We start from the raw sequence: 13,393 nt of genomic DNA on the forward strand, positions 1-13,393 counted from the left end.
CTTCTTGCAACGATATGAATTCAAAATGACAAAAATGCTCTCTAAAGCTTGTTGCGGCGCGGTATTACTGGGTGCTTTGATGACGATCGGTTGCGAAAGCAACACTGGTGTCGTCGAGCCGCCTGAAATGACAGCCGAGGACCAAGCCGCCCTCGAGGCTCGGCAAGCCGAATACTCGAAATCAATGGAAGAAGCCTACGGGAAGAAATAATCGTACGGACCGCGACCCGTTCCATCCCATAGCCGGTCGGCCCTATGAAAATCCCAACGCGGCAATTCGATCCAGTGCGGAAAGTCGATACGACCAACCGCAATCTCGGCGGTCGCTTCTGGGTCTTCAGCCTACTGGCTTTCTTTTTTCTTGCCGGTTGTGCACCCCATGTCGAGGAGCAATCCTCGACGCGTGATACGGAGCCAACCGATGCGTTGCTCCTACTGCGTGCGGCGGTCGATCGTCAAGATTGGCATGAGACCAGCACGCTCAGTCGTGCCGTCCTACTGCAACACCATGACAACCCCGACGCGATCGAACTGACCGCACGTGCGGCTCATGGCAACGGCGAAGCTGATGTTGCCGCCACGTTGATGTCCGATGCCTGTCGCGTGGAGTCTTTCTCAAATCCGACTCGGTTGAAGCACGCAGTGGCCGCGCTCCTGGCTGTCGGACGCGTTTACGATTGCATCGAATTGTTAGAGTCCGCGATGCTCCAACAGCACGATCAACACGACATCCGCCGGATGCTGTATCAGATGTGCTGGGGCGTGGAGGATCGTCCACGCGCTATCGTCCACGGCCAGTACTTGGTGATGCACCGACAGTTTGATGTGGACCTGCTTCTCGAAATCAGTGCGACCGAAGCCAGAACCGAGAGTTCCGATTCGCTGGTGGAAATGGCGAATCGTCATCCCCGCGACAACCGCCCGCTTATCGCTGAAGCGAGGATTCAGTTCGATCGAGGTAATTTCGATCAGGCCGCTGAGTTACTTCGCAACATCCTTCAGTCTCACCCTGACCACGCCCCCTCGTTAGCGCTGCTCAGCCGTGTGCTTGTCAATTCTGGTAGCCACGATGAGTTCGCAGAACTGTTGATGTCCGCGCCGAAGAGCGTCGAATCCTACCCATTCTTTTGGTTGGCGCAGGGCGATTGGTGCAGGGCACATCAACATCACGACCAAGCCGCGCGGGCCTACTGGGAGGCGACTCAGCGAGATCCAGATTTGCGGGAATCCTGGTCCAAATTAAGCACTTCGCTGGCACAACTCAGCGGTTCCCGAACCGACTTATCCGCCGAAACAATGCAGGCGGTTGAACATCGGGCCGTCTTACTGACGCGTTTCAGCCATTCGCGGGCCAGTTTCCTCAAAACCGGAAAGAAATCTCGTAGTGCGGCAATCGAGATGGCCTCGACACTGCAAGATTTGGGACGTCTGTGGGAGGCGGAAGCTTGGGCCGCGATCGCAACGACGCTTCCCGAAGAACAATCCGTTGACGTCGATGCTGTTCGAAACTCCATTATTCGCAAGCTTCGCAAAACCACCCCATGGCAAACCACCGCGAATTACCCAGCGTTGAATCTTGATCTGAGCAATCTGCCATTGCCACAGATTTCACCCGACGCACTCGCGGATCCAAAGGATCGGAGAATTCTCTTTTCCGAAATGCAAAATGCTGCGGATATTCGGTTGACCGATGAAGCCAATTCAAGAGGCTTGAAGTTTTTTGGACGAACCGGCGATGATTTAGATCAACCGGGAATCATGCACTATCAAACGCTTGGTTGTGGGGGTGGAACGATCGATTTCGACCTCGACGGATGGAGCGATCTGTATTTGGCTGCCGCGGGCGGAACCCCACCGCATCGAGATTCGCAACCCAACTCGCTTTGGCGAAACCTCAACGGTGAATTCACCCAAGTAACCACCCCTTCACAAACCGGGGACATGGGGTTTGCCCAAGGCATCGCCGTGGGTGACGTCAACGAAGACGGATTCGCCGATCTGTTGGTTCTGAACTACGGCCCCAATACGCTCCTGATCAATAACGGCGACGGCACATTCGCGGATGCAAGCGACCGGCTTGGTGAAGACGAATCCAAATTGGCATGGTCTTCCAGCGGCGCGATTGCCGATCTCGATGGCGATGGACTGGCCGACCTTACTATTCTGAATTACGGCGCAGGGCTCGACCCGGTCACGCGAGAATGTCGGCAGGAGAGCACCAACCTCGTCCGCGCCTGTTCGCCACTAATTTTTCCCGGTGCAACGGATTGTTTTGTTCGCGGCACCCAATCCGGGCAATTCGTGGACACGACCCTCGCCTGGAGCGCGATCCCGTCCGTTATCGGACGAGGACTAGGAGTTACGATCGGATCGTTGGATACCGAACCCGGACTCGACGTTTTCATCGCAAACGACCTGACCAGCAACCATTACTGGAGCCAATCTTCGCACGATGACCTTGAGCTACGTGAGTCGGCCATTCTGCGGGGACTTGGATCCGATGACCGTTCGCCTGGCCAAGGATCGATGGGCATGGCAACCGGCGACTTTGATCGCGACGGAGACATCGATTTCTACATCACCAATTTCGTGGGTGAATGCAACACCTACCACGAGCAAGTCGGCGCGGGATTGTGGCGTGATCAAACCGCACTGCAAAACCTTTACGCTCCGACATTGCCTTTTGTCGGGTTCGGCACCGAAGCGATCGATCTCGACAACAACGGTATCCTAGAACTCATCGTGGCCAATGGTCATATCGATACCTACCCGGGTGAAAAAGCCGCACCATACGCCCAATTGATGCAGATTTTCCAGCGACAAAGTTCAGGCGGTTATCAAGCACTCGCGGCATCCAGTGAATGCGACTATCTACACACGCCTCATGTTGGTCGCGCCTTGTGGACTCTCGATGTCAACCGAGATGGCCTCACTGATTTCGCCGTCACGCATCAAACCGAACCGGTGGCATTGCTCGTGAATCAGACTCGTGATGCTGGGCATTGCATCGAGCTCCAACTTGTCGGTCGCGATTGTTCGAGAGACGCGATCGGCGCGACAATCGAACTGCATTCCGACGATCAACGCTGGACTGTCCCCGTAACGTCAGGAGACGGTTACCTATCCAGCAACGAACGAATCATTCGTATTGGGATCGGGGAATCGACCGATGATTGTGACGTTACCGTCACTTGGCCTGACGACTACCGGCAAACTTACAGATCACTAACCGCGAACGCGAGTTGGATGCTAGTCCAAGGCGACGAAAAAGCCTTTCCGATGTCACCCGCAAATCCTTAAAACGCGGTTGAGTACGAATGGCATCCGACAAAGCCATCGACATCAACTATCACGATTTTAATAGTCGTCATTACATAAAAAAACTGGTCCGTCCGCTAAACGGAAGGACCAGTGTTCGCGATGCCTTCTTCAAGGCATCGGCTTTGAATCACAGATTGTCTTCTCAACTCGACTACTGATCGTCTTCACTTTCGAGCTTGGCAAACTCAAGCATTTTGACTTGTTTTTTCGCCGCGTCGGCAGGCTTCCAAAACCAACCTTGTGGATCCCAACACTGGGCAAACGAAACATTCTCTAATAGTTGTTTGTACGCCTTGATGGCCTCGTCGGTCTTATCAAGTTTCTCCAGCGACTGCCCTAAGATGAAGTAACAGGTTCCCACGTCATTGAGCGCCCACTTGCTCAGCACGGCATCCTTATCACTCGCAGGCATTGGCTCCTTGAGTTCTTTTTGCATGGCGATCGCCTCCGTCCGATATCGATCGATGCATTCCTTCGCATAGGCCGCCGCATCATCATAATTTTTCGCGTTGTACGCATTCCATCCTTTTGTGGTGAGCGTTGCTGAGGAGTAATCTCCAAAATCCAGTTTTTTAACAGCGGTCACGTCATCAGCGTGCAGCATTGATACGAACAGGGAAGCCAAGACAAGGGGGATGACAGATAGACGTTTCATTGATTTTCTCGGAAGTGGGGAAAGGACACGTTTTCACGATTCTTCGTTCTATGCGACGCACGAAGGCGCATCAATAGAATAATGTAATTTTATGCACACAAATGTTTTTTTCCCGCATTTTGCTAGACTTTTCGAGCCCGCGTCCGGTCAAAATCACGTTCAATTTGAGTGTCCGACGCGTCGTCTGTTGGTGGCAAAAACGGAGCCGCTTATTGAATCGGTCCGACGGTAGCGCCATCGCGAAGAGCACAATCAAGCATCGTGTGCTGGGCAGACCCGAACCGCTTCACCGCAAGGTCTTGAAGTCGTTTGCAACCGATTTGGCCAATCTCATAATAAGGAATGGAGACCGTTGTGAGTTGCGGTGCGCCTTCGGGAGGATCAATCCCATCAAAACCGGTCACGGAAACATCTTCGGGTGTTCGAATACCGTTATCACGGAAATAGGAAATCAAACCGTATGCTTGATGATCGGCCGCACACACCCACGCGGTGACACCATATCGCGTTCTCTCAAGTGCTCGCGCGTAGGTTTCCTCAACATCAAACCTTTCGCTGGGACGCACGTTCAACACATTGGCAGGATCGATCACAAAACCGAGCCGTGTCATCTCTTCCACATAGGCTGAATGACGTCGCAATGCCCAGTTGGCATCGACGCCATAATCGTGGGTCAGGAATCCGATTCGTTGATGTCCCAACTCCGACAAACGTCCTAAAATCGCGTAAATTCCGCGGTGATGATCGACATCGACGCAGTTCACCGGAGTGCCGCTGTACTGCTCAACGAGCGAAACCACGGGCACCAAAAGATTCAGTCCGTCCACGATCGTTTTGGGAAATGGGTAAACCAACAATACGCCATCCCAAGACCGCTGATGTAAGGACTCGATCTCTGCATAAGACGGATCCGTAAGATCAGTATGCGACGGCGCGACATAATGAATCTCTAACGATACGTCATTGAGTTGTGCGTAATCGCTGACACCGGCAATAAGATTTTCGCCAGGACTTTGGTAATCCGTGTTGAGATAATCTTCTACATCGGTACAGATCAAAATACCAAATCGATTCGTAGCAGCTTTTTGGCGACCTTTCCCAGTGCGCGTCTCCAAATGTGTGTAACCAAGAGCGGCGGCGAGACGAAAAACTCTTCCGCGAGTTTCCGGGTTGATGCCGGGGTGATTGGTAAAGCATCGCGACACGGTCGCGCGGGAAATCTTTAGTTGATCGGCGATCAGTTGTTGGTTGACCGTTTTTGCCATAACGAACTCTTTTTGGAACACTCAGGGCGACACTGCTGATACAATGCAATTTTATGCACACAGTAGTCTCAGGAGAACAACACACAATGAATACCGCTAGACGATTGACAATTTTTCTTGCCGGCTTGTTGTCGGTAGCCCTCTCAGTACCTGGGGCGACCTTCGCGTCGGAAGTAACCGTCGAAAAAGATGACCAAGGGCACTTTTTCCTCAAACGGGAAGGAAAACCCTATTTCATTTATGGGGCAGGTGGAACGGATCATCTGAAAACGCTGGTCGAATGTGGCGGCAACTCCATTCGCACCTGGGGAATCGAATCACTTGAAAAGCAGATCGACGGCAAACCGTTGCTTGACTATTGCCACGAGCTAGGAATCACCGTCACCGTGGGGTTGTGGCTTGAGCATGAACGGCACGGGTTTGATTATTCCGATCCTCAACAAATTGCCAAACAACGCGACGCGGTCCGCCAAGCCGTACGTCAGTACAAGGACCATCCGGCGATTCTGATGTGGGGGCTTGGCAATGAAATGGAAGGCCCCGAATCCGACAGCGGTGCGGTCCGGATTTGGAAGGAACTCAACACTCTGGCCAAGATCGTGAAATCAGAGGATCCGAATCACCCGGTCATGACGGTAATTGCGGGGGCTTCGGCGGCAAAAATCAAAGGCATTATGGAGCACTATCCCAACATCGATGTTCTTGGGGTGAATTCGTACGGGGCCGCCTCTTCGGTCGCCAGCGACGTGAAAGCGGCGGGTTGGAACAAACCATTTGCTTTGACCGAATTTGGCCCTTCGGGACACTGGGAAGTCCCCCAAACATCCTGGGGCGCCGCGATCGAACCGAGCAGCCGAACGAAAGCGGCCAGTTATTACGTCACGCAATCGATGTTGGCCGATGACGCGGGCGACATCTGCGTCGGTAGCTACTGCTTTCTTTGGGGCCAAAAACAGGAAAAAACATCGACCTGGTATGGGATGTTTTTGCCCTCAGGCGAAAAGCTGCCGCAGGTGGACGCAATGTGTCGAGCCTGGACCGGGAAATGGCCCGCCAACCGTTGCCCAAAAGTCACGAGTCTTGAAACGGAACTTAACGAGGCCAAGGTTGCCCCGGGTGCACTCGTCAAGGCCCGCGTGAATGCAACAGATCCGGAGCAGGATCCCCTACAGTGGACTTGGTTTGTGCAAGCCGAAACGACTGAGATCAGTGTCGGTGGCGATCGCGAATCGGTTCCTCCGGTTTTTCCGGAATGCATCGTGGAGGCCAAAGACGGCGAAGCTGTCATTCGAACACCCACCAAACCCGGCAATTATCGATTATTCATCATCGTGCGGGACGGCCAGGGTAACGCGAGTGCCGACAATGTTTGCTTCCAGGTGACTGCAAGCTAACTCCGAAAAACCGATTTCTGAATAGGTTTATCGCATTCCTGCTATAACTAAACGCAGCTTGCGCCACTGAAATCAGTTGTCACCGTTAATTTTTATAGCATCCGGGGGGTTCCCCCGGTGGTCTCTGATGGTTCGGGCTGTGAGAGAATGGCTTGAGGAATGAACGTCGTGTGTGCAAATTCGGTTGAGTCGTATAAATGGTCAATCCATTTGCGTTGGATCTTTGCCTTCGTCTTTTTCGCGATCCTATTCACATTCGCCGGCCATCGAACATGGGGTGGTGATGCCGTCGAAAAGGATCGAAAACCTCGTGTTTTATTATTCAGCGGGAGTGATAAGGACGACCCGTTTTGGATTCTGTTTACTGATTTCATGAGCGTCGCAGCCGATCAACTCGGCTTCGAACTGAAGGTCCATTTCGCTGACGGCAGTCTCAACGCGATGGCGAGTTTGATGCGCGTGGAGTGTGAAAGAAAGGTGAAGCCAGCCGGGATCGTGATCCAAAGTTTCAAACGTGGAGGCCCGAGATTTTTAAGGATCGCAAATTCTTATCGCATTCCGGTCTTCCTTGTTAACTCGGGGCTCACCGCCGAGCAGTCCGCCATCACCGGTGAACCGAGAACCCATCTAGAACATTGGATCGCGGAAATGCTGCCGGACGACTACGGCGCAGGCTTTCAACTGGCCAACGCGCTGATCGATGAAGCCCGCAAAGATCCGGCTAAAATATCCGCCGACGGACGCGTTCACATCATCGGGCTGAGTGGAACCGTCTCTCACGGTGCCTCGGTTCAGCGAGCAGCAGGGTTGATGGACGCGATCGCTGCGCGTGAGGACGAGGCAATATTGGATCAAATGGTTTCCGCTGATTGGAAGCGAGGTTACGCAAAGAATCGTTGCCGGATCTTGCACCGGCGGTATCCGGAAGCGTCGATTGTTTGGGCGGCGAGCGATCAAATGGCGCTGGGTGCCGCGCAAGCGATCCGTGATCGCGGCTTCGTTCCGGGAAAGGATGTGGTGATCGGAGGCGTTGATGCCACCCGCGAAGGTCTCAAGGCGATCGAAAAGGGCACTCTCGCGGCCACCGTGGGTGGCCACTTTCAGGAGGGCGGATGGGTCGCCGTGATCCTTCATGATCTGGTTCACGGATTGGATTTGGAGAAGATTCCGACGCACTTTGTATCTCCCATGACGCTCGTCACGGCGGAAAACATGGCCACCTATCGCGCCGGATTACGAGCCAAGCAATGGAAACAGATTGATTTCTTACAGTTCTCCCGTTTGCACCAACCCGAATCAGACAACTATCGTTTTCGTTTTGACTTAGGGGAAAATTCAGCGGAGACCTCGATGCCGTCCATCAAGGAGTCGCCCCCCGTTGAAAAACCCGCGCGAAACGAATGACCCCGCTACCACCACGTGTATCCCAATCGAGCAACGACACCGATGAGCGTCAAATCGCGCTTCGCTATATCATCGCGCTCGTCACCACGGTTCTGGTCACGCTCGCGATCTTCGGCGGTGTTGCGGCCTTAGTCACGCTGCGACAACTCGACGATCGGATCCGAGAAGAGGCTGAACGAAGTGCCGCTGCCATTGCAACAAGTACCGCAACGCCTTTGTGGAACGTCGACGAACAGACCATTGGTGATTTGCTCGGGGCAATGCTCACCAATCAAGAAATCGTCTATTTGGAAGTCAACGATGGAACCGAGATATTGGCTTCTCGTCGGCAAGCAAACACACCACAACTCAATCTGAAGGGATATACGCGGACACCACAATATGCCGTCGCCAGCAGTCCCGTCACCTACAACGCTCAAGTGATCGGCGAAGTGAATTTGGTCATGTCACGTCTGGCGATCATTGATCAAGTTCGCCGCAATGTATGGTCCGCAGTCGCGCTCGCAATGGTCCTGAGCCTCGCCGTATCGATCACCTCCGTCATCATTACTCGCCAGTTCGTTTATCGGCCGCTCAAACAGCTCAAAAACGAAGCGATGCGTGCGGAAGAAAAGGCCGAAGCGGCTAATCACGCCAAGAGTGAATTTCTTGCTTCGATGAGCCACGAGATTCGAACCCCCATGAACGGAATCATCGGCATGACCGATTTGTTGCTGGGTACCGAACTATCACACGATCAGCGAGATTATCAACTGATTGTGAAGCAATCCGCCGAATCATTGATGCAATTGCTCAATGACATCCTTGATTTTTCTAAGATCGAGGCCGGCAAACTGGAACTCGAGTCGATTCGCTTCAGTCTTCGCGAAACACTCGGTGATACCTTATTAACACTCGCCAATCGTGCAGCCGATAAACGCATCGAACTGGCATTGCAGATCCCCACATCCGTCCCGGATTTTGTCGTCGGCGACCCTATGCGTCTGCGACAGATCGTGATGAACCTAGCCAGCAATGCGATTAAGTTTACCGATGTCGGTGAGATCGTTGTGGAAGTCCACGTTCGTTCACGCACCAATGAGAGCGTTGTTTTGGACTTCGCGGTGCGTGACACCGGAATCGGAATCCATGCCGAAAAACAAGCGGAAATATTCAACATGTTCAGTCAAGCGGATATCGCGACCGCTCGACAATTCGGCGGAACTGGACTGGGATTAACCATTTCGCGACGACTCACGGAGTTAATGAATGGAGAAATATCGGTTGAAAGCGAGGAGGGCAAAGGAAGCAAATTTCGGTTCAACATCAAACTAACACTCGCTGAAAATCAAACATCACTCATACTCCCAGAATCCATCAGGGGGCGTTCGGTATTGATCGTTGATGACAACGATACCAATCGACATATACTCAAAGAATTACTCGGCGAGTGGGGACTTAACGTGACCACCGCTGGTAACGCGACACAGGGAATCGCGGCAATGGAAAGTGCCGCAACATCCAGCATCCCATTCCAGCTGTTGCTGGTCGATGAAGTGATGCCTGATATCGATGGGTGGGCATTCTCAGAACGGGTTCGCAATCATCCCGACGCTCGCATCGCTAAGACGCCAATGGTGGTCATGACTTCCGCGACCGATGGTCGCAGCGGTTCGGAGGTGCGAAAATGGAACATTGCTCGCTGTCTTCCCAAACCGCTGAAACAGTCCGTGCTGCGTGAAGCGATTATCATGACGTTGGCCCCGGTGGGTTCACCGCAACACCAAGACGCAGTCTTGACGTCCGCCAGTCGTACCGCTTCACCGTTGAACGTGCTGCTCGTCGAAGACGGGCTGGTGAACCAAAAGGTCGCCAGCACGATGCTGCGACGACGCGGACACTCCGTACAAATCGCGTGCAATGGCCAGGAAGCAATCGATGTCCTGTTCTCAGACGAAGCCCCTCAATTTGATCTCGTGCTGATGGACGTGCAGATGCCAGTGATGGACGGATTAGAGGCGGCGCGAGAGATCCGACAACGAGAAAAATCTCTAGGCAGTCATATCCGAATCCTAGCGATGACAGCCAACGCGATGAAAGGTGATCGCGAACGCTGCCTCGACGCCGGCATGGACGGATATCTATCGAAGCCGATTCGGTCGCATGAGTTTTTCCTCAAAATTGAACCGGAAAACCCTCCTCAATCCGCCCTCAATCACGCTGACAGTCCAGCGAATTGAGTCTCTGAATAAAAAGGACGCTGTTGGTAATTTGGTCGTTTTGCGACGAGCTAATCTTCTCCGCTTGATCGTCCTACTCATTACTGGTTCTTGAGACGATTCAACGCATCAGCGCCGCCGTTCTGGATTTCGATCAGGAATCGAATCAAGTCCGAAAACTCTGTCTCATCGTTCAATTGATTGACCAGCCCCGCGGGCATGGCGGATACCTTCAGTGGCACAACGTCATCGATGTCATCCTGGAGGATCTGGATTTCCTTACCACCGGCTGGTTCACGAATGACGATTTCTTCGTCGTTTTCTCGCACCAAAAATCCTGTCAGTATCAGTCCGTCCGCCGTCACCACCGACACTTGCTGGAAGTCCTTGTGAATCTCCTTCGACGGATCCAACACGGCCTCGACCAAAACTTGCTCCGTGACTCCATCGCGTTTCACAGTCAAGTCTGGACCAAGTCGGGGGCCTGAGTCAGGATCATGACACTTGGCACAAGAGATCGATTCGCCATAAAACAAACTCGCACCGCGCATCGCATCGCCGTCCCGTGTTGCCCGCTTCGCCAACGTGTTCGGATCGATCTCGGCGAGCGACTCCGCCATGGAAACAGGCGGCTTGGCGTCGGCAGGGATTGCTTTGATTGAGAGTTCGTGCACCGACCAATAACTGGTATCGGACGCACCGGTTTGTGTGATGCGAATGTGCCGCACTAAACCGGGACTATCAAGCTCGATTGTCGTGATCGGACCGTCGCCATACCCTTTTGCGACTGGCCCGGTCCAAGAAATGCCATCTTCGGAGACTTCCGCGACATAACCACGTGGATAGTCTCTTTTCGATTTACGGGTGTCGAGCTCCACGCTCATCACGATCATCGGCTCGGGCAACTCAATCGCGAACCACATCCCCGGCGATTGACGAGCGGCGGTGTCCCACCGCGTTGAGTTAACACCATCGATCGCTTGGGAAACGTTTTTTTGGTTAGCGCTCGCCGTGATTTTCCACTCGGTCCGATTCTTCAGCGACGGTGGATCGTAATAGTCCAAATCCTTCATTGTCCAAGGTCCGATCCGCGAAGCCGTTTCTTCGCGGATACGGCGGATATCCGATGGCTGAATCATCGACGCTTGGTTGTCCCAACTGTTACGAACATAGTTCGCGACGTCTGCGATCCACGCATCTGGATTCGAAGCCAAAGGCATCATCAGCCCGTCGGCGTAAGTCTTATTGTCTATCGGACCAATCAAACCTTGCAGGAGGATTCGACCCAAACGTGCCTTATGGCCTCGCACGCGGGGTGAACCGGCCAGCGGCGGAGCCAAATGTAAATTGCCGCCCTGGGGTGATGGATGTCCCTTTCCATTTTCGCCATGACAGGTAACGCACAAGGTGGAATAGATCACTTTGCCACGGACGACCGAATCGGCGAGTTCCTTATTGCGACTTTGCATCTCCTCGAATTTCCTGCGTTCGGCGAGGATCGCTTCGATTCCCGATCGATATTGTTTGGCAATCGACGCGATGTTCTTGTTCGCCTGATTGGCGGCCACGATCCAATCGGTGATCTCCTCCGCCTTAGGATGTCGACCGTGGTTGACCGAAAGCAGCGTTTGAATGACGACTAGGGCCGAAGGGTCTTTACCTAATCTCTTGATGGCGACATCGAATTGATCATCGGATGCCAAAAGAGGCTCGGCAATCCGCATCGCCGCCGCGCGAACTTGAGCATCGTGATCCTGCATCCCCTTTTCGAGTAACTCCGGCCTGATGGCACCGAGTCCTTCGAGCGTCCAGAATGCATGCAATCTCGCCAACGGATCACTCCCGTGCAGTGCGAGTTCTTCCAGTTCCGGAACCACACTCTTGTCGCGATGCAGAATGATCAGTTTCTGCGCTTCACTCCGCCACCAACCGTTGGGATGCGACAGGTGCGCGACCAATTGAGCGGGCGTTTCATCGAGCATGTGAGGTTGGGGACCCCGTTTCGTCGTTTCGTGATCGACGCGATAGATCCGGCCTCGTCCGATGTTTTTGTCCAATTCGTACTCTTCAACGACCTTTCGCAAATAAGAACCCTTGCGCACCCAATTGCTCTCTTGAATGATGCCGCGATACATGTCAACGAGATACAAACATCCATCCGGTCCGGTCGCGCTGTTGACGGGTCGGAAATTGGGGTCACGTGCGGCGATGAATTCTTGCCCGTCGTAGGCAATCGATAACGTGATACGGCCGTCGTCGTTCGTTACTTTCGCACGTCGAATTAAACGGCCCACCGGTTCGCAAAGGATCAAGTCGCCGTCGAAGTCTTTCGGTAACGCATCACCACGAAAAATCGATTGCCCGCCGCCACCTGTAAATTGTGTCAATGTGTTGTCGTCGCGAACCCGGATGAGGCCGCCCTGAACGTCAGGAATATTGTCGATCGGAAACACCTCACGAAAGCCATCAACCTGCTCACCGGGCAGTTCGATGCGGCCGTAAACAATCGGTTGTTGGAACGCGAGGGCGGGGTTCTCGCCACCGGCAGTCGAGAAAAACATCCGCCCCACATTGTCATGGGTTAATCCCCATTGACCGGTGTTGTAGACCATCGGGTCCATGACCACGGTGCCGTCCGTGAATCGAAGCCGGTATCCCGTGTAGGTCGTGTAGATCCAGTTATCGATGTTCCAAATCAATCCGCTGGGTTGATGTTCGAGGTTGCCTCCCCGGTCGCCACCCTCGTGCCAAAGCTCAATTTCGTCGGCGACCCCATCCTCGTCGGTATCGCGATAACTCTTCAGGTCGAGCGTGTTGGTTTCTCCAATGATGACGCGATCCAAAAGGGGCAAAACCATTCGAGGCAAGACGAGATTGTCGGCGAAAACGGTATGTTTGTCGTAGACACCATCACCATCGGTATCTTCGTGCCGCGATACTCGACTGGTCGGCGTCAATTGGCTTTTACCGTCGATATTCTGCATGTAGGTCCGCATTTCAACGACATACATACGGCCGTTGCCGTCCCACGCGATTGCCGCTGGCTCTTCGACCGCGGGTTCGGTCAGCACCGGAATCACGGAGTAGCCGGGCTGGATCTGCATCGTGGCGATTGATTGCTCAGGCGACAACGGTGGAGCTTTGGAGCTCACATCC

The 13,393-nt window shown here is 53.6% G+C and carries 8 protein-coding genes; 5 read left to right on the forward strand and 3 right to left on the reverse strand.

The window, feature by feature from the left end:
* Positions 1-25 precede the first annotated feature (25 nt).
* Both NB063_RS21045 and NB063_RS21050 read left to right on the forward strand, forming a co-directional pair.
* Positions 26-211 carry a hypothetical protein gene (locus NB063_RS21045; RefSeq protein WP_250930736.1) on the forward strand — a complete coding sequence of 62 codons (186 nt, stop codon included), beginning with the start codon at positions 26-28 and terminating at the stop codon, positions 209-211.
* Between the two features lie 44 nt (positions 212-255).
* Positions 256-3,300 carry an FG-GAP-like repeat-containing protein gene (locus NB063_RS21050; protein ID WP_250930737.1) on the forward strand — a complete coding sequence of 1,015 codons (3,045 nt, stop codon included), beginning with the start codon at positions 256-258 and terminating at the stop codon, positions 3,298-3,300.
* Positions 3,301-3,472: 172 nt separating this feature from the next.
* On the opposite strand, the gene NB063_RS21055 is transcribed toward NB063_RS21050, so the two are convergent.
* Together NB063_RS21055 and NB063_RS21060 are read right to left on the reverse strand one after the other, a co-directional pair.
* Positions 3,473-3,976 (reverse strand): tetratricopeptide repeat protein, encoded by a 504-nt coding sequence (locus tag NB063_RS21055; RefSeq protein WP_250930738.1) that lies wholly within the window; start codon positions 3,974-3,976, stop codon positions 3,473-3,475.
* A gap of 209 nt (positions 3,977-4,185) precedes the next feature.
* On the reverse strand, positions 4,186-5,241 hold the full coding sequence (locus tag NB063_RS21060; protein WP_250930739.1) for a LacI family DNA-binding transcriptional regulator: 1,056 nt from the start codon (positions 5,239-5,241) through the stop codon (positions 4,186-4,188).
* Positions 5,242-5,327: 86 nt separating this feature from the next.
* Here NB063_RS21060 and NB063_RS21065 point away from each other — a divergent pair, with 86 nt between their 5' ends.
* From NB063_RS21065 to NB063_RS21075, 3 genes are all read left to right on the forward strand, one after another.
* A complete protein-coding gene (locus tag NB063_RS21065; protein WP_250930740.1) occupies positions 5,328-6,635 on the forward strand; it encodes a glycoside hydrolase family 2 TIM barrel-domain containing protein in 1,308 nt (435 codons plus the stop codon).
* Positions 6,636-6,803: 168 nt separating this feature from the next.
* On the forward strand, positions 6,804-8,039 hold the full coding sequence (locus NB063_RS21070; protein ID WP_250930741.1) for an ABC transporter substrate-binding protein: 1,236 nt from the start codon (positions 6,804-6,806) through the stop codon (positions 8,037-8,039).
* The gene (locus tag NB063_RS21075; protein WP_250930742.1) at positions 8,036-10,258 is read left to right on the forward strand and encodes a response regulator; all 2,223 of its coding nucleotides are present in this window, start codon (positions 8,036-8,038) and stop codon (positions 10,256-10,258) included. The genes NB063_RS21070 and NB063_RS21075 overlap by 4 nt, the downstream gene beginning before the upstream one ends.
* Positions 10,259-10,338: 80 nt before the next feature.
* Here the strand turns inward: NB063_RS21075 and NB063_RS21080 are convergent, their stop codons facing one another.
* Positions 10,339-13,389, reverse strand: a complete 3,051-nt coding sequence (locus NB063_RS21080) for a DUF7133 domain-containing protein (RefSeq protein ID WP_250930743.1) — start codon at positions 13,387-13,389, stop codon at positions 10,339-10,341.
* Between the last annotated feature and the right edge of the window lie 4 nt (positions 13,390-13,393).

It is taken from the genome of Aporhodopirellula aestuarii, from assembly GCF_023701485.1.
GTDB classification, from domain to species: domain Bacteria; phylum Planctomycetota; class Planctomycetia; order Pirellulales; family Pirellulaceae; genus Rhodopirellula; species Rhodopirellula aestuarii.

Bases quoted from the DNA above. Each gene is read 5' to 3' on its own strand.
- NB063_RS21050 (WP_250930737.1), top strand. From the start codon at position 256: ATGAAAATCCCAACGCGGCAATTCGATCCAGTGCGGAAAGTCGATACG.
- NB063_RS21065 (WP_250930740.1), top strand. From the start codon at position 5,328: ATGAATACCGCTAGACGATTGACAATTTTTCTTGCCGGCTTGTTGTCG.
- NB063_RS21055 (WP_250930738.1), bottom strand. From the start codon at position 3,976: ATGAAACGTCTATCTGTCATCCCCCTTGTCTTGGCTTCCCTGTTCGTA.
- NB063_RS21060 (WP_250930739.1), bottom strand. From the start codon at position 5,241: ATGGCAAAAACGGTCAACCAACAACTGATCGCCGATCAACTAAAGATT.
- NB063_RS21045 (WP_250930736.1), top strand. From the start codon at position 26: ATGACAAAAATGCTCTCTAAAGCTTGTTGCGGCGCGGTATTACTGGGT.
- NB063_RS21075 (WP_250930742.1), top strand. From the start codon at position 8,036: ATGACCCCGCTACCACCACGTGTATCCCAATCGAGCAACGACACCGAT.